This window comes from Massilia sp. KIM (assembly GCF_002007115.1).
Classification (GTDB): Bacteria; Pseudomonadota; Gammaproteobacteria; order Burkholderiales; family Burkholderiaceae_D; genus Telluria.
Genome location: NZ_MVAD01000001.1, coordinates 1 through 17,792, shown reverse-complemented (window position 1 = coordinate 17,792; position 17,792 = coordinate 1). Strand labels below are relative to the sequence as shown.

10 protein-coding genes are annotated in these 17,792 nt (G+C 70.0%); 3 read left to right on the top strand and 7 right to left on the bottom strand.

Annotated elements, in window-relative coordinates:
* Positions 1 to 3 precede the first annotated feature (3 nt).
* From B0920_RS00050 to B0920_RS00030, 5 genes are all read right to left on the bottom strand, one after another.
* Positions 4 to 759 (bottom strand): FecR domain-containing protein, encoded by a 756-nt coding sequence (locus B0920_RS00050; RefSeq protein WP_078030559.1) that lies wholly within the window; start codon positions 757 to 759, stop codon positions 4 to 6.
* The gene (locus B0920_RS00045) at positions 725 to 4,702 is read right to left on the bottom strand and encodes a filamentous hemagglutinin N-terminal domain-containing protein (protein ID WP_078030558.1); all 3,978 of its coding nucleotides are present in this window, start codon (positions 4,700 to 4,702) and stop codon (positions 725 to 727) included. The genes B0920_RS00050 and B0920_RS00045 overlap by 35 nt, the downstream gene beginning before the upstream one ends.
* A gap of 9 nt (positions 4,703 to 4,711) precedes the next feature.
* The gene (locus B0920_RS00040) at positions 4,712 to 6,319 is read right to left on the bottom strand and encodes a ShlB/FhaC/HecB family hemolysin secretion/activation protein (RefSeq protein ID WP_078030557.1); all 1,608 of its coding nucleotides are present in this window, start codon (positions 6,317 to 6,319) and stop codon (positions 4,712 to 4,714) included.
* A gap of 193 nt (positions 6,320 to 6,512) precedes the next feature.
* The gene (locus B0920_RS00035; RefSeq protein WP_078030556.1) at positions 6,513 to 8,777 is read right to left on the bottom strand and encodes a CHASE2 domain-containing protein; all 2,265 of its coding nucleotides are present in this window, start codon (positions 8,775 to 8,777) and stop codon (positions 6,513 to 6,515) included.
* Positions 8,778 to 8,801: 24 nt separating this feature from the next.
* Complete coding sequence (locus tag B0920_RS00030; RefSeq protein ID WP_078033232.1) at positions 8,802 to 10,421, bottom strand: HD family phosphohydrolase; 1,620 nt, start codon at positions 10,419 to 10,421, stop codon at positions 8,802 to 8,804.
* 186 nt (positions 10,422 to 10,607) lie between these two features.
* Here B0920_RS00030 and B0920_RS00025 point away from each other — a divergent pair, with 186 nt between their 5' ends.
* From B0920_RS00025 to B0920_RS00015, 3 genes are read left to right on the top strand one after another with little or no spacing between them, the layout of a single operon-like run.
* Positions 10,608 to 11,525 (top strand): MBL fold metallo-hydrolase, encoded by a 918-nt coding sequence (locus B0920_RS00025; RefSeq protein WP_078030555.1) that lies wholly within the window; start codon positions 10,608 to 10,610, stop codon positions 11,523 to 11,525.
* A complete protein-coding gene (locus B0920_RS00020) occupies positions 11,522 to 13,873 on the top strand; it encodes a GspE/PulE family protein (RefSeq protein WP_078030554.1) in 2,352 nt (783 codons plus the stop codon). Before B0920_RS00025 ends, B0920_RS00020 begins: the two co-directional genes overlap by 4 nt.
* A 45-nt stretch (positions 13,874 to 13,918) precedes the next feature.
* The gene (locus B0920_RS00015) at positions 13,919 to 14,158 is read left to right on the top strand and encodes a hypothetical protein (protein WP_078030553.1); all 240 of its coding nucleotides are present in this window, start codon (positions 13,919 to 13,921) and stop codon (positions 14,156 to 14,158) included.
* 78 nt (positions 14,159 to 14,236) lie between these two features.
* On the opposite strand, the gene pulA is transcribed toward B0920_RS00015, so the two are convergent.
* A complete protein-coding gene (pulA, locus tag B0920_RS00010; RefSeq protein WP_078030552.1) occupies positions 14,237 to 17,347 on the bottom strand; it encodes a pullulanase-type alpha-1,6-glucosidase in 3,111 nt (1,036 codons plus the stop codon).
* A 221-nt stretch (positions 17,348 to 17,568) separates the two neighbouring features.
* Positions 17,569 to 17,792, bottom strand: a 224-nt coding sequence (locus B0920_RS00005) for an alpha/beta hydrolase fold domain-containing protein (RefSeq protein WP_143745583.1), incomplete at its 5' end; no start/stop codon positions are given.

Below are 17,792 nucleotides of genomic sequence, written 5' to 3'. Positions count from 1 at the left end.
CGTTCAGCGCACCACGCAATCGACCGCGTTTTCGGGACCGGCTCCGCCCGGACCGCCCGCCAGGCCGTTGCCGGCCTCGAAGGACGGCGGCGGCGCGAACTGCAGGCCCGGGTTCTGGGGCACGATCACCGGCGGCTGGTCGATGCTCGGCACGTAGCCGAACTGGCCGGCCTGGAAGCCGAGCGCGCCGCCATTGCTGGTGACGATGATCGCGCCGTCGCTGACGCTCAGGTGCAGGCCCGGCGGCAGGGCCGGCGGCGTGCCGGGCGCGCTGCCGCGCGCGGGTTCGGCGGGCGACACGTACTGCACGATGAAGGTGGTGCCGCGGATGCCGATGGTCGCGGTCGGGGTCTTGAGCGAGAACTTCTCCTTGTTGCGCTTGCCCATCAGGCCGGTGATCGAACGCAGGCCGCCCTTGACCAGCTGGTAGCTGGCCTTGTCGGCGTCCGGCTTGCCTTCGTCGTACGAGAAATCCTCGACCTTGAAGGTGGTGCCGGGCCGCAGCGTGATCTCGCTGTTGTCCACGAACCTGATCTGGGCGTAGGTGTTCTTTTCCGACACCAGGGTGTCGCCGCTTTCGACCTCGGAGCGCAGGGCCAGCACCTTGACGCTGCCGTCCGCCTTCCTGGCCATCAGGGGGCCGGACAGGCGGGTGATCACGCCCGCCACCTGCGCCGCCCAGGCCGCGCCGCCGAAGGCCAGCAGCGCCGCGAACAGCAAGGCCTTAATTGCAATACATCTTGGCAGCAGGTTTTTCATTCTTCACTCCAGTGTTGTCCACCGACGCAGGTCCGCCCTGCTTGTCGTTCTTGCCCGGCTTGCCCTGCTCGTCCGCATCGTCGCGGGCGCCCGGCAGCTGGGCGGCCGGCCGGCTGGCGCCGGGCCGCGTGGGCGTGAGCGCCTCGATCAGGCTGTGCGTGACGCGCTCGGTGTCGTCCAGCGGCGAGCTCGGCGCCGGCTTGCCTTCCGGCTTGCCGTCGGGCGTGGCCGGGCGGCAGGAAGGATGCGCCGGCTCGGCCGCGCACAGCACCAGCGGCGGCAGCACCGCCTCGCAGCCGGCCGCGCTCTTGTCGGCCAGGCACTGGGCCATGCTCGGCAGGCGCACCGAGCAGCCCTGCAGGCTCGGGCTGCCGATGCACTGCGCCAGGGTCGGCAGCACCACCTCGCAGCCCGGCGCGCCCGGCCCGGCCACGCATTGCGAGAGGCTGGGCAGCACGCCCACGCAGGCGGCGTCGCCGGGCTTGGCCAGGCAGGCGTCGAAGGTGAGCTGGATCACCTGGGCGCAGCCTTCCAGCGCCGGGCTGGCCTTGCACACGCTGAGCGCGGGCAGCACGGCGGCGCAGCCGGGCGCGCCCGGGGTGGCCAGGCAGGCCTCGAATTCGGCGCGCGCCAGCACCGGCGCGCAGCCGAGGATGCCGCCGTTGACCCGGCACTGCGCCAGGGGCGGCAGGATGCTGCCGCAGTTCGGGCCCTTCGGATCGGCGATGCAGGCTTCCAGCGCGGCGCGCTGGGCCAGCACCGGCACGCAGCCCAGCTTCGAGGGATTGAGCGCGCAGGTCTCGTAGGACGGCAGGATGGCGCCGCAGCCCGGACCCGATGGGTTGGCGATGCAGGCCAGCAGGGCTTCCCGCTCCAGCACCACCTGGCAGCCCGGGGTGGCCGGGTTGAGCCGGCAGACCTCGGGGCGCGGCAGCACCTGGCTGCAGTTCGGACCGTCCGGGTTGAGCACGCAGGCCTGGGTGGCCGCCTGCAGCACCGGGCCGCAGCCCGCCAGCGCGGGATTGGCCAGGCAGGCGGCCAGCGTCGGCACCTGCGGCTCGGGATCGGGATCGGGCGTGGGATCCGGCTCCTGCTGGCCGGGGCCGCCGAGCACGACCTGCATGCGCTCGGCCGGCACCAGCACGCTGCCCGGCGCGAAGCTGGCGCTGCCGCCTTCGACCTTGAGGCCGCCCGCGGTGTCGATGCGCGCGCCGGCGCTGACGGTCACTGCGCCGCCATTGTCGGCGAACAGGCGGATGTTGCCGCTGGTGGAGGTGACGCTGCCGTGGACCGTCAGCGGGCTGTGGGTGATCAGGGTGATGTCGCCGCTGCCGGTCTTGACCCCGGTCTCGTAAGCCTCGGTGCTGTCGACGGTCAGCCCGCCCTGGCTCTCGACCAGGATGGCGCCGGCGTTGGACGGGCCGGCCTGGACCACGTCCTTGATGGTCAGGGCGCGGTCGTTGCGGATGTGGATCGGGTCGGCGCCGGAGCCCGTGTTGCGCGCCGACAGATAGCTGGCGCTGGTGCGCAGCGGCTTGGCCAGGGTGCCGACGCCGCCGCTGGACTCGAGCAGCATCATGTTGGCCTTGAGCGTGCCGTCGCCGCGGATGCCGGCGGCGTTCACCGTCACCGCGGTGGCTTCGCTGGCCGCATCGACCCACAGGGCGCCGCCGCTCAGGCGCAGCTCGGTGCCCGAGCGCAGGCCCGACATGCCGCCCACGCTGCCCAGGTGCAGCTCGCCGCTCCAGGCGAAATGAAAGGCGTTGCCCGAAGCCGCGCCGGCCAGGGTCCCGACCTCGTTGGCCCCGTTCATCAGGATGTTGACCGCATCGAGCTTGAGGCTCTGGGCCTTGACCTTGCCGCTGCCCTGCATGATGGCAGCGAGCGAGCTCAGGTCGACCAGGCCGGCCGCTTCGAGCAGGCCGCCGTTCTCGATGCCGCCCGCGCCGGCGGCGGCCGTGATGCTGCCGGCGCGCAGGCCGCCGTTCAGCACCAGGGCGCCCGCGCTCAGCCGCACCGCGCCTGCGGCTTCCACCAGGCTGCCGCTTTCCAGCCTGATGCTGCCGCCGCCCTGCCTCGGGTGCAGGTTGGCGATGAACTGAGCGCCTGGGGCGACCAGGCGCACTTGCGAGCGCAGGTTGACCGCGCCGCCGGTGTCGAGCACCAGGTTGCCGTTCAGGGTCAGCGCATCCTCGATGCCGATCAGGCTCGTATGCGCGCTGTTGCCGATGCTGTAGCCGTAGGCCTGCATGGCCGCCAGTTGCGAGGGCTTCAGGACCAGTCCCGGCGCGCCGAGCGCCGCTTCGCGCACGTAGATCGCGCTGCCCGCGCTGGCGCTGCTGAAGGAGACCAGCGGCTTGACGCCGTCGACGCCCACCACGCTGCCCTGGAAGTCCATGCTGGCGGCCTTGAAGTCGATGAACTCGCGGCTGGCGAGCCTTGCGCCGGCCTTGAGCACGAAGGCATTCCCGGCGCGGAAGTCCAGGCTGCCGCCGGTCGAGGTGATCGCGCCGTTGACGATGATGTCGCGGCCCGCCTCGGCGCGCAGGCTGTAGGGCGTGTCGAGATCGTCGTTGAAGCTGAGGTCGCGCAGCGCCTGCAGCACGATGTCGGCATTGGTGGCGCGCAGGGTCGCGGCCGACACTTTCGTGGTGCCGCTTGGGTTGCGGCTGAACAGGGCGGCGTCGGCCGCGCTGTCGGCGCCGGTGCTCACCACCTCGATGTCGTAGGGGTCGAGCAGCCAGCTGCCCTTGGCGCCCGCTGCGCTGCCGGCGTCGACCCGGATGCCGGCGATGTCGAGCTCGTGGCCCGAGGTCTCGACCTGGCCTCCGCGCCCGCTGCCGGCGCCGCGCGCCGAGATGCTGCCGTAGGCGCCGGTGGCGTCGTCGGCCCACAGCACCACCTTGCCGCCCTGGCCCGCCACGCGGGCGTCGGCGCGGATCGTGGCGTCCTGGCCGAACCAGGTCTGGCGCGCATTCGGCAGCAGCGGGTTCTTGCCCTGCCAGTCACCGCCCACCAGCACGCTGCCGCCGCCCAGGTCGCCGCTGGCGTCCACCGCCGCGTCGCCGGCCAGGCCCACGCGCTCGCCCAGCAGGCGGATGTCGCCGCCCTTGCCGGCGCCGGTGGCGCTGGTCACGCTGCCCGCCTCCAGCACCGTGTCGCGGCTGGCCTTGAGCACGATCCTGCCGTTCTCGCCCACCACCGCGCTGTCGGCGTTGAGCGCGCCGCGCTGCCTGACCAGGGCGCCGTAGATGCCGACCTTGCCGCTGGCCGCGACCACCCGGCCCAGGTTGAGCGCCTGGTCGCCAGGAGCCGCCACCACCACGTGCAGGTCGGGGTTGCCGGAATCGACCAGCTCCACGCTGCGCCCGGCGGCCAGCAGCGCCTCGCCGTTCGGGGCCGTGATCAGGCCGCTGTTCTCGACCTGGGGGGCCACCAGCAAGACCTGGCCGCCGCCCGGGGTGGTGATCGCGCCTTCGTTGCGCACGCCGCCCGCCACGGCGCCGGCGCTGAAGCGGCGGCGCCCTGCCAGGAAGTCGGCGTCGCTCATCTGCAGGGTCGAGGCCACCAGGCCGTTGACGTCCACGCGCGCGTCGCGCCCGAAGAGGATGCCGTTCGGGTTGATCAGGAACACCTTGCCGTTCGACTGCAGGGCGCCCAGGATGCGGCTCGGGTCCTGGCCCAGGATGCGGTTGAGCACCGCGCTGTCGCTGCTTTGCTGGATGAAGCGGGTGATCTCGCCCGGGTTCACCGAGAAGCTCTGCCAGTTGATGATGGCGCCCGGCGTGTTCGTGATCGAGAAGACGTTGCCGTGCTGCGCGAAGCTGGCCTGGCCAGCCACCACCTGGGGCTGGGCCGGCGCGCCCTGCGCCGCGGCGCCGATGCACAAGCTGGCGGCCGCCGCGAGCGCCGTGAAACGGATCTTGTTGAATGCTGTTCTCATCGCGTGCTCCTAGTAGGCCAGGCCAATGCGCACGTGCAGCTTGCCGCTGCCGGCGTCGTTCAAGCCGCCTTCTTTCACCACATGTCCGTAATCGACTTGCACCGAGACCGCGCTGCCGGCGGCCAGGCGCAGGCCCAGGCCGGCGCTGGCGATGCTGGCGCTGGCCGCTTCGCCCGGCAGCGCGTGCTTGCGGCGGCCATGGGCGGCGTCGTGGAAGGCCAGCAGGCGGCACTGCCAGCCGCCGCCGCACCAGTTCGGGCTGTACAGCTCGAGGTTGGCCGCCAGGCCCGAGTCGGTCGCGAGCTGGCGCTCGTCGAAGCCGCGCACGCTGGCCGCGCCGCCGGCGCCGAACTGCTCGCCCGGCACCAGCGCGTCGCCCGTGAGCTGCCCGTTGAGCAGCAGGCGCGCCTGCCAGTCGCTGGCGCCCAGGGCCTGGGTCCAGGCGGCCGAGGCGCGCAGGGCCGCGTAGCCGGGCTTTGCGCCCAGGCGCGCGCGGCGGAAATCCTCGTCCGCGCCGCGCGAGCCGCCCGGCAGGTTGCGCAGCAGGCTCAAGGCGAAGCTGGCTTCGCCGCCATCCAGCGCCACGCGGCCGGCGTAGCCCAGGCTCAGGGGGCGCACGGTGACGTCGTTGCCGAAGTCCTCGCGCTGGAACAGCACGCTGTTCTTGTAGGCCTTGACGTCCAGGCCGAACAGCAGGCGCGCTTCGAACTCGCGGCCGCCCAGCCGGGCCTTGGGCAGGATCTTCGTATAGCGCGCGCCATAGACCGCGCCGCGGCCGCTGACGGCCAGGTCGAACACGCCGGCGCTCACCACGCCCGAATCGACGTCGGAATAGCTGGCATAGAAGTCGAGCGCGGCGTTCTGCGCGTACAGCGGCACGTGATAGCCCAGTCCCCAGACGCTGACCTGGTCCGGGTGCTCGACCGTGGTGGTGTACTGCAGGCTGGCGACGTGGTCGCGGCCCCACAGGTTGGCGTGCTGGAGCACCACGCCGGCGTGGGTGTCGCCAGTCGCGCCGGTGCCGGTGTTGTCGAGGTTGAGCATCACGCTCCACGGGCGCTGGTCCTGGACCTCGACGCCGGCGTCGACGGTCTCGTCCTCGGCCCCGCTGCCCAGGCTCAGCTTGATCTTGCGGGCCGGGTTGTCGTTGGCCAGCTTGAGGTTGGCCGACACCTGGTCCAGGTTCGGGGTCTCGCCTTCGCGCAGCGCCGGCAGGCTGCGGCGCACGTTCTCCACGCCGGCATGGCGGTTGCCGCTCACCTTGATCTTGCCGATCCGGGTCTGGAGCACGTTCAGGCGCACCACCCCGCCGCCGAGCTCCTGCTCGGGCAGCTGGACCGTCACCAAGTTATAGCCGCGCGCGTGGTACAGGCTTTCCAGGGCCTCGAGGGCGCGCTGGACGTCGCCGAAGTCGCGCCGCGCGCCGGTGAAGGGCGCGGTGGCGCGCGCGATCTCGCCCTCGTCCAGCAGGGTGTTGCCGCTGACCTCGAAGCGGCTGATCTCGAAGCGGACCACGTCGTCCGCTGGCGCCTGGGGCGCGGGCTCCTGCGCCCAGGCCGCGCTCACGGCGGCGGCAAGCACGGAGCCTGCAAGCAGGCGTGCAAAGCGTTGTTTCATTCTGATGGCTCTAGGGTGGTCGTTCTTGTTCGGTCAGCTGGAGCGGGCGTCGGCGGGCAGCACGCAAAACGAGTGTAACCAGCTTTTAGTTGCAGAGGAGAAAAATTAGAGTAATTCCGGAAACTTCCCCCACGCGGAGGGGGAAGCCGTGGAGCGCGGCGTTGCTGTTCGGATACACGTCTGCATGGCCGGGCTACTTGGTGTCGAAGCTGGTGACCCCCTCCCAGTCCTCGCCCGGCGGATCGGCGCGGTAGCGGGCGATACGCTCCAGGTAGAGCGGGTAAAGACCCACCTCGGGATGGGCCGCGTGCAGGGCCGCCACGGCGGAATGCGCCGCTTCCCACTGGCGGCTGCGCAGCAGCGCGAGCGCCGCCTCCCAGGCCGCCAGCTCGGCATGGAGGGCCGGGTCGAGCGCGTCCGCGCGGCCGAGCGGCTCGAAGATGGCGACCGGCTCGTTCTTGCCCTTGACCCGCACCCGGTCCAGCTCGCGGTAGGCGAATTCCGGCGCGGCCAGGCGGGTGGCCTCGCCCACCGCGACGCCGACCCCGTAGACCTTGGTGATGCCTTCCAGGCGCGCGGCCAGGTTCACGGCGTCGCCCATCACGGTGTAGGCGCGGCGGATCGCCGAGCCCATGTCGCCCACGTGCATCGGGCCGCTGTTCACGCCGATGCCGATCTTCAGTTCCGGCCAGCCGCGCGCCAGGAAGGCGCGGTTCAGGCGCGCCGCGCTGGCCTGCATCAGCAGCGCGGTCGCCACCGCCCGGCTGGCGTGGTCGGCGAAGGCCACCGGCGCACCCCAGAAGGCCATCACGGCGTCGCCGATGTACTTGTCGAGCGTGCCCTGGTGGCTGGAGCGGATGTCCTCGGACATCGCGGTCAGATACAGGTTGATGTACTCGCGCAGCTCCTTCGGGCTCAAGCCCTCGGAGATGGTGGTGAAGCCGCGCACGTCGACGAACATGACGGACAGTTCGCGGTTCTCGCCATCCATGGTGTAGGCCTCGGGATCCTCGGCCATCTTCGCCACCAGCTCCGGCGCCACGTATTCGCCGAAGCGCGAGACCAGCGCCCTGCCCTTGCGGAACTCGAAGAAGTAGCCCCAGCCCAGGTTGAGCACGAACAGCGCGCCCACCAGCAGCAGGCAGATGAAGAGGTCGAGGGTGGCGTCCAGTTCGGCGTAGGCGTACCAGTTGAAGCCGGCGCAGGCGGCGAAGGCCAGCAGCGCCGCCAGCACCGCCCCGGCGGGCGGCAGGACCGCCAGCGCCAGGCTCAGCACCAGCCCCACCACCAGCACCTGGATGCCCTCGACCGCCTGGGCCCACCAGGGACGCAGCTTGAAGCGGCCGTCCAGCATCGACTTGATCAGGTTGGCGTGCACCTCGACGCCGGGAAAGACCGCGCTGACCGGCGTGGCGCGCAGGTCCTGCAGGCCGGGCGCAGTGGTGCCGACCAGGACGATCGCGCCCTCCAGCACCGCCTTCGGCGCCTTGCCGGACAGGACGTCGGCGGCCGAGACATAGCGGAAGGCGCCGCCCGCCGGGCCGCCGCTGCCGCGGAACTGGATGGTGGCGCCCAGGGCTTCGCCGACCGGAATCGCGACCCGGTTGCCGGGAAAGTAGATGTCGAGCCAGTCGGCGGCGCCGGCGCGGCGCTCGAGCTCGGAGAGTTCGTCGACCGGCTTGTCGAAGCGCGGCTTGATCGCGCTCGCCCCGACGTAGGCGGCGATGGTGGCCACCGAGAGCGAAGGATAGAAGCCGTCGCGGATGCGCCAGACCAGGGGCGAGCTGCGCACCAGGCCGTCGGCGCCGGGCATGGTGGTGAAGATGCCGGCGCCGGCCGCCGCCTCCTGCAGGCGCGCGATGTTGGCCTCGAAACCGGGCATCGAATACGCGGTCAGCTCGCGCCCGTTGAGGTCTTCCGTGGTGAAGGCCGGCGCCGGCAGCACGCCCTTGGCCTGGTCGTGCGAGGCGTTAAAGCCCAGCACCACCGGCTGGCCGCGCAGGGCCGCCGCCAGCAGCCCGTCGTAGTCGAGCGAATCCTTGAGCTGGCCCAGCTCGCGCCGCAGGCCGGGCACGTCCTTCAGCTCTTGCCGCGCGAGGCGCTCCAGCACCGCGTAGCCGGAACTGGTGTCGGCCTCGGGGAAGGACACGTCGAAGCCCACCGCCCCCGCTTCGTAGTGCCGGGTGAGCTGCTGCACCAGCCGCGCCACCACGTTGCGGCTCCAGGGGAAGCGCCCGACCTCGTTCAGGCTGCGGGTGTCGATGTCGACGATGACGATGGCGGGGTCGAGCTCGACCGGTTCGAGGCGCATGCGCAGGTCGGCGACGATGGTGTCCTGGCGCGCGATCGCATGGCTGCTCCAGAAGCCGAACACGTAGGCCAGCGCGCCGAGGGTGAGCAGCAGGCCGAGCGCCCAGCGCCCGCCGTACCGGGACAGAAGCTGCCGGATGCGCGCCATGCCCGCTATGCCCACCACTTGCGCTTACGGGGTATAGCCGGGAATCGCCGCCTCGTCGACCTCGTCGATCTGCGAGGGGTCGAGGTTCTTGCGCGCGAACTCGAGGTAGACCTTGCGCCGCACGAAGACGTCGAACAGGTTCGGATCGATGTGGCCGTTGAGGGCGAACTTGCCGAGGATGTGGAGCGACTCGGACAGGGTCTTGCCCTTCTTGTAGGGCCGGTCGCGCGCGGTCAGCGCCTCGAAGATGTCGGCGATCGCCATGATGCGCGCCTGGACCGACATCTGCTCGCCGGTCAGGCCGCGCGGATAGCCCTTGCCGTCCATGCGCTCATGGTGGCCGCCCGCGTATTCCGGCACGTTCCTGAGGTGCTTCGGCCAGGGCAGCGACTCCAGCATGCGGATCGTCACCACGATGTGGTTGTTGATGATCTTGCGCTCTTCGTCGGTCAGGGTGCCGAAGCGCACCGTGAGGTTGAGCACCTCTTCGGCGCTCAGCAGATCCTGCTCCTGCCCGTCCGGTCCCAGCCAGCGGGTGCGCGCGATGCGGCGCACGCGCTCCTGGTCGTCCGGCGACATGCCTTCGCCGCCGATGTTGGCCTGGCGCAGGAAGTCGCGGTCGGCGCGCAGGCGCGTCTGCTCCGAGGCCAGTCGGTCTTCGATCGCCTCAGGGTTCGCGCCCGGTTCCAGGCGCGCGCGCAGGGCGCGGATCTCGGCGTCGCGCAGCAGCACCTCGAAACGGGTGTCGATCATGTGGATGCGGTCGAAGATGGTCTGCAGCTTGGTCGCCTTGTCGACCACGTGCACCGGCGTGGTGATCTTGCCGCAGTCGTGCAGCAGGCCGGCCAGCCACAGCTCCTTGCGGTCGCCCTCGGTCATGCTGAACTGCGCCAGCGGGCCTTGGGTGGTCCCGTGCACGGCCTCGGCCAGCATCATGGTCAGCTCGGGCACGAACTGGCAGTGGCGCCCGGTGTAGGGCGATTTCTCGTCGATGCCGATGTTGATCAGGTTGACCAGGGCTTCCAGCAGGCCTTCGAGCTGGCGCACCAGCTGCTGGTTGGTGAGCGCCACCGCGGCCTGGGCCGCGAGCGCCTCGATGAAGCGCTGGTCGGTCTGGGTGAAGGCGCGGATCGCGCCGGTCTCAGGGTCCTTGGCGTTGACCAGCTGGAGCACGCCCACCAGCTCGCCCTCGTGGTCGGTCATCGGCACCGTCAGGAAGGACTTGGAGTGGTAGCCGAAGGCGGCGTCGAAGGCGCGCATGCCGGAAAAGTTGAAGACGTCCGCCTTGTACACGTCCTCGATGTTGACCGACTGGTTGAAGTTGGCCGCGTAGGCCGCCACCGAGGCCAGGTTCTTGTTGCCGTAGGCGTCGTACAGCGGGACCGGCTGGATGTCGATCGGCTTGCCGCTCACCCCGCCGTGGTAGATGCCCAGGGTGTCGTTGATCGAGATGTGGAAGCACAGGCTCTGGCGGTCCTCGCTGGGCCGGTACAGGGTGCCGCCGTCGGCGTCGGTCATGTGCTTGGCCACGCTCAGGATGCGGTCGAGCAGCGCGGCGGTGTCGCGGGTGTCGCCCAGCGCGACGCTGACTTCGGTCAGCTGGTGCAGGCGTTGCGCGACTTGGGACGGGTTCAGCTCTTCCATGATGGGCGGCAAGTTAGATTACTAATTGGTAACTTTGTGCCAGTGTAGCTTTGTTACCGCTCGCTGTACACAAGTCCCGTGATAATCCGCAATTTTTGGAGCTTTCCAGACACAAACCCGCTATCATCGGCCTATTCTCATAACGACAACACGCCGGGAAACCTCGCTTCCGGCCAGGGAGTACAGATGAAATTCCGCTTCTGGGGGGTGCGGGGATCGATCCCGTCCCCGGGCCCGCGCACCGTGCGCTACGGCGGCAACACCACCTGCATCGAGGTGCGCACCGACGAGGGCGCCCTGATCGTGCTGGACGCCGGCACCGGCCTGTTCCCGCTGGCCCAGCACCTGCTGGCGCGCCGCGGCGCGGGCGAAGGCACTGGCGAGGGCGTGGGCATCGCGGCCAACATCTTCATCACCCACAGCCACTGGGACCACATCCACGGCCTGCCCTTCTTCACGCCGCTCTTCCTCAAGGGCAGCCGGGTGCGCCTGCACGGCGCCACCGATCCGGTCACCGGCAACGGCATCGAGCACGTGATGAGCGTGCAGCTCCAGAACAGCTATTTCCCGGTCAGCGAAGCCCAGCTCGGCGCCACCCTCGAATACCGCACCCTGGCCATCGGCGCCCAGGTGGAGGCGGCCGACGCCCTGGTCTCGAACGTGCTGATGAACCACCCGGTCACCAACCTCGGCTATCGCGTGTCCTGCGGCGGCAAGTCGCTGTTCTTCACCGGCGACCACGAGCCCTGGCACAATCCGCACCCGGCCGGCAGCCTGGAACACGCGCGCCAGGAGGAACACCTGGCCCGGCGCCAGCGCGAGATCGACGCCGCGATGCGCGGGGTCGACGCCCTGATCGTCGACTGCTCCTACACCATCGAGGAATACCCGTCCAAGCTGGGCTGGGGCCACGGCACCTTCGACGCGGCCTTCGAGATGGCGCTGCGGGTCGGCGCGCGCGCCCTGTACTGCACCCACCACGAGCCGACCCGCGGCGACGACGAGCTGGAGGCGGCCTTCGCGGCGGTGTGCGCGCGCTTCGCCGCGCGCATGGGCGAGCTGAAGGTGTTCCTGGCCTACGAAGGCCTGGAAGTCGCGCTATGAGCCTGGAGGACGGCGGCGCGCGCGCCGCCGAGGGGCCCGATCCGCGCCTGGCCTTCCTGGCCGGGCTGCAGCGGATCACCACCCGCATCCACGCCACCGCCAACCTGGACGAGATCATGCTCGACCTGGGGCTGGATTTCTGCGAGCTCTTCGATGCCGACCGCTTCACCCTGTACGCCCTGGCGCCGGACCAGGAACACATTGTGTCGCGGGTCAAGACCGGCCTGAGCACCTTCCGCGAGCTGCGCCTGCCGCTCGGTCCCGGCTCGGTGGCCGGCTTCGTGGCCCAGTCGCGCCAGACGGTGGCGCTCGCCGACGTCTACGACGAGGAGGAGCTGCGCCGGCTCTCGCCCGCGCTCCAGTTCCAGCGCGGCGTCGACCAGCGCACCGGCTACCGCACCCGCGAGATGCTGGTCGCGCCGCTGCTGACCGCGCGCGGCGAGCTGCTTGGCGTGGTCCAGTTCATCAACCACCGCGCCGGCGGCCCCTTCCCGGCCTTCTACCTGGACGGCCTGCGCGAGCTGTGCGAGACCCTGGCCGTGGCCCTCGACCGGCGCCTGCGTCCGCCGGCCGTGCGCGGCAAGTACGACGCGCTGGCGCAGGACGCGGTCATCTCCGCCGCCGAGCTGGAGGCGGCCACCCGCGCCGCGCGCGACCGCGGCCTGTGCCTCGAAGACCTGCTGCTGGACGAGTTGCGCGTCAGCCGCGCCGCCATCGGCGCCGCCCTGTCGCGCTTCTACCGCGTGCCCTACGAGCCCTTCCGCCCGGACCGGATCAAGCCGGTCGAGCTGCTGCGCCACCTGAAGGCCCAGTACGTCGAGGAGAACGGCTGGCTGCCGCTCGAGGACGCGGGCGAAGGCCTGGTGGTGCTGGCCCTCGACCCCGAGCGCAGCGCCGCCTCGCGCATCGTGTCCCAGCTTTTCCCCAAGGCGAAAGTCAGCTGGCGCGTGAGCACGCGCCAGGAATTCCGCCAGACCCTGGACGCCTTCTTCGGCCTGGGCGCGGCCGGCGCGCAGTCGGTCGGCGAGCTGCTCTCGGACCTCGAGGACGGCGAGGACGCGGACGCCCCGGCCGATGTGTCCGAGGCGGTCGAGAACGAACTGGTGCGCCTGCTGAACAAGGTGATCGTCGACGCCCACCGCCAGGGCGTCTCGGACATCCACATCGAGCCCCAGCCGGGCAAGGGCAAGACCGCGATCCGCTTCCGCAAGGACGGGGTGCTGGTGCCCTACGTCGAGATCCCGGCCAGCTACCGCAACGCCCTGGTCGCGCGGGTCAAGATCATGTGCGACCTCGACATCTCGGAACGGCGCAAGCCCCAGGACGGCAAGATCCGCTTCCGCAAGTACGGCCCGCTCGACATCGAGCTGCGCGTGGCCACCATCCCGTCCGCCGGCGGGGTCGAGGACGTGGTGATGCGCATCCTGCAGGCGGGCGAGCCGATCCCCCTGGAGCGGCTCGGCATCCTGCCCGCCAACCTGGACCGCCTGCGCCCGGCGATCGAGCAGCCCTATGGCCTGTTCCTGGTGTGCGGCCCCACCGGCTCGGGCAAGACCACCACCCTGCACTCGATCCTGGCCCACCTGAACACGCCGGAAACCAAGATCTGGACCGCCGAGGACCCGGTCGAGATCACCCAGAAGGGGCTGCGCCAGGTGCAGGTGAACCGCAAGGCGGGCCTGGATTTCGCCACCGTGATGCGGGCCTTCCTGCGCGCCGACCCCGACGTGATCATGGTCGGCGAGATGCGCGACCGCGAGACGGTCGGCATCGCCATCGAAGCCTCGCTCACCGGCCACCTGGTGCTGGCGACCCTGCACACCAACAGCGCGCCGGAATCGATCGTGCGCCTGATGGACATGGGCATGGACCCCTTCAATTTCGCCGACGCCCTGCTCGGCGTGCTGGCCCAGCGCCTGGCGCGCCGCCTGTGCGCTTCCTGCCGCCAGCCCTACCACCCGGACGCGGAAGAAATCGAGGCCCTGCTGGCCGAATACTGCGAAGACCTGGCCGCGACCGCCGCCTTCCGCGCCGACCCCGAAGGCGCACGCGCGGCCGTGCTGGCCGGATGGCGCGCCCGCCACGCCGATGGCGAGGGCCGTTTCACCCTCTACCGCGCGCACGGCTGCGAGGAATGCAACAAGGGCTATCGCGGCCGCGTCGGCCTGCACGAACTGATGCTCGGCAGCGACACGCTCAAGCGCCTGATCGTCGAGCACGCCCGCGCCGGCGCGCTACGCACGGCCGCGCTCGACGACGGCATGCGTACTTTGAAAATGGATGGTGTCGAAAAGGTGCTTTCCGACCAGACTGATATTAAAATGGTACGCGCAGTTTGCACGAGATAAGCGAGGATGCGAGCTGCATAACCAATTTTACGGAGAGATACATACATGAAGATCACCATGACGCTGGTCTGCGCCAGCGTGCTGCTGGCCGCTTGCGCAGCCCCGTCCGCCGACACCAAGCCGGGCGAGAAGCTCGCCTATGACGACCGCTACGTTCCGACCGGCACGCTGTTCTCGAAGAAAGACCCGAAGCGCACCGATACGACCAAGGTGACCAGCGGCGAGGAACTGGAGCGCGTGCTGCGCGAAAGCGGCGGCTTCAACAACCCGAACGGCAAGATGTAAGCCGCCGGCGATCCGGCGCATGCTTCAAGGGCCGTGGACGCAAGGCGTCCACGGCCCTTTCTTCTTGGCGCAGGCGCCTCAGTCGACGAACACGACCGCGCTGCGGGCCGGCACGCTGAAGCTGCCGCTGGCCGGATCGTAGGACGCGCCGCGCAGGGCCGCGTCGGCCGACTTGCGCTGCAGCTTGTGCAGCGACAGCTTCTGTCCCCTCAGCTCGGGAACCGCCACCGTCTTGGCCGCCTTGTCGACGTTGAACACCACCACCACGCTGCGGTAGTGGGCGTCGCGGTAGCGGCTCGGCTGCTCGCCGTCGATGCGCATCACGATCACGCCGGGCACCTGGGCCGGGCCGGTGTTGAAGAAGCGCAGCCGCTGCTGCACGTCCTGGGCGCTGCGCAGGCGGAACAAGGCGCTGTCGTTGCGGATGGCGAGGTATTCCTCGAACACCTCGCGCGCGCTCATGATCGCCCGGCTGTCCGGCTTGATGAGCGGATTGGCCAGCACTGGCTGCATGATGCTCCAGTTATCGCGGTTCACGCCCGCCATCGGCAGGCCAACGCCGAAGTTGTTGCTCGCGTAGCTGTAGTCGAGGCGATTGAACCAGTCGCCCGCGTTGTAGCTATCGCGGTCCAGCGACTTGGAGCGCAGGATCTCCTGCCCCGCATGGATGAAGGGCAGGCCTTGCGACAGCAGCACGATGGCCGCGCCCAGGTTCTGCACCCGCACGCGCTCGGCCAGCGGCGTGTTCTGCGGCAGGCGCAGCGCGTTGATGTCGAACAGGGTCTGGTTGTCGTGCGCCTCGATGTAGTTGATGACCTCCGCCGGGTTGGCCGCGAAGCCCGCGCGCTGGCCGAAGTAGTCGATCTCGGCATTGCTGCGCAGCGCGCCGCTGCGGTCGGTGAAGCGGTAGTCGCGCAGGGTGCCGGACAGGCCGACGCGCACCAGGTCCGCCAGGCGCAGCAGGTCGTCCTTGCTCTGGTTGGCCTGGGCGTTCGGATCCAGCCAGGCGCCGTTGATGAAGCCCTGCTGGCTCACCAGGTTGATGCCGCCGTCGCAGCAGCCGCCGCCGCGCACCGCGTCGCGGATGCGGTCGTTGAAGGAACCGATGCCGCTGCCGTACATGTTGGCCTGGCGCGCCTGCACGGAGCGGGCGTCGTTGCCGACCGCGCCGAAATTCCAGGCTTCGCCGTAGAGATAGATCTCGCGGCCGGCGGCGCGGTTGACTTCCTGCTGCAGGCGCTTCATCAGCTCGAGCGGCGCCATGCCCATGATGTCGAAGCGGAAGCTGTCGACCTGGTAGTGCCTGGCCCACAGCGCCACCGAATCGATCATCAGCTTGCCCATCATCGTGTGCTCGGCCGCGGTGTCGGCGCAGCAGCTGTCATTGAGGATGGCGCCCTTGTCGTTCAGGCGGTAGTAGTAGGCCGGCACGATCTTGTCCAGCACCGAGGTCGGGCCCTGCTGCGAGCCGCTGGTGTGGTTGAACACCACGTCCATGGTCACGCGCAGGCCGGTCTCGTGCAGGGACTGGACCATGGCGCGGAACTCGCGCACCCGGCTCGCGCCGTCGGCGGCGTTGGTGGCGTAGCTGCCGTCCGGCGCGTTGTAGTGGACCGGGTCGTAGCCCCAGTTGAAGCAGTCGCTGTCGCGCACCGCGTCGACCGCCGCCTGCTGGGCTTCCGAGTCCGGGCCGGCGTTCGGGATGGTGGGCGTGACGCAGCCGGTTTCGTCGACGCTGGCGATGTCGAACACCGGCAGCAGGTGCACGTGGGTCAGGCCGGCCTTCTGCAGCGACTTCAGGTGGCGCATGCCGTTCGAGTCGCGCTCGGTGAAGGCCAGGTACTTGCCGCGGTGCTTGGCCTGCACCGTGGCGTCGCTGGCGCTGAAGTCGCGCACGTGCAGCTCGTACAGCGAGATGTCGGCCGGGTGCTCGAGTTTCGGCAGGCGCTGGTGGTCCCAGCCGGCCGGCTTCAGGGCCTGGCTGTCGAGGTCAGCGACGAAGCTGCGGCGGCCGTTGGCGTTCAGGCTCACCGAATACGGATCGGTGACGGTGTTGGTGACCACCGCATTGTTCGCCCAGCGCGACAGCACCTTGACGGTGTAGGTGTACCAGGCGCGGTTGGTGATCGAGCCGTCGGGCGCGGTATAGCTCCATACCCCGCTGTCGTCGCGCACCATCGGCACCTGGCTGGTGGCCGGCGCATCCGCGTTCGGGTAGAGGTCGAGCGCGACCGAACGCGCGGTCGGGGCCCAGACGCGGAAGGTCGGCCGGCCGGCGCGGTCAAAGCTCAGGCCCAGCTGGGCGCTGGCGGCCTTGCTCGCAAATACCTCGTCGAGCATGCCGGCGGTTTGCAGCGAAGTCACCTGCACCAGGCGGCCATCCGGGCCGAACTGGGCGATCGCGAACTGGGCGCTGGCCAGTTGGGCGGCGGCGGCCGCATCCTGGGTCGACAGGGCCAGGCCGGTGGCGCCGGCCAGGTGCGGGAACTTCTGGCGCACCCCGTCCGGCAGGCTGGCCGGCTGCAGGGCGAAGCTGCCGTCGGCCCCGGTCACGCCCTCGGCGGCGGCGCCGAGCCCGCCCTCTTTCGCATAGTAGAGGCGATAGCTGCCGCTCGACGGGGCGCCGGGCCAGGCCAGGTGGCGCGCCGACAGCCAGTGGGCGCCGGCCAGGGCCAGGCTGCCGAAGCTCGGCGCCGGTTCCTTGTCGTAGATGGTGCAGTCGCCTTCCAGCAGCCAGATTTCCTGGCCCTTCTGGTAGACGTCGGCGTTCAGCCCGGCGCGCTGGTCGGCGTTGCAGTTCTTGGTGCCGCTGCCGTCGGTGACCAGGAACCAGATCGCCGACTTGCCGGCCGCGAGCGGGATGTCCACGTAGCCGCCGAAGGCGTCGGCCTTGCTGAACATGAAGCGGTCGGTGATCCAGGCCGAGCTGGGGTTTTGCGGGCCGTCCCAGGAATACACGCCCCATTGGGCGGTGTCGCCCTGCACACGGCGGAAATGGATGCGGATGCTGCCGGCGGCGACCGGCTCGGCGGCGGCCGCCGTGGTGGCGGCCAGCGCGCGGCTGCCGCTCATGCTGGCGCTGGCGCTGGTGCCATCGCTGCTGCCGCCGCAGGCGGCCAGCACGCCGGCAGCGCCCAGCAAGGCCGCGAGCGTGCGCAGCCGTGAAGTGAAACTACGTCCGTTCGACATTGTGTCTCCTCGTTCTTCTTTGTTTGCGCTGCCTTCTAGGTGAGGCTTGGACTCGTCGGCAGCGGTGGCCATCGGTCACTGTGTAATATTACTACTTAGCTTAGCAAAAATGAAAAGAAGAACTGTCGTGCGTGGTAGTTCCGTTACAACACTTTTCGTCCAGACGAAAAAAGGCCGCCCGTAGGCGGCCAAACGCGGACCGGTCCGCGAGGAGAGAAGCTTTACTGCGCCAGGGCTTTCTTGAGCTCGGTGCCGGCCTGCAGCACCTGGGAGCGCACGCCCGGCAGGGTGGCCAGCGGATTGAGCAGGCCGAAGTCATGGATCATGCCGTTGTAGCGGGTGACGGTCACCGGCACGCCGGCCTGGTCGAGCTTGCGGCCGTAGGCTTCGCCTTCGTCACGCAGCACGTCGTTCTCGGCGGTCTGGATCAGGGCCGGCGGCAGGC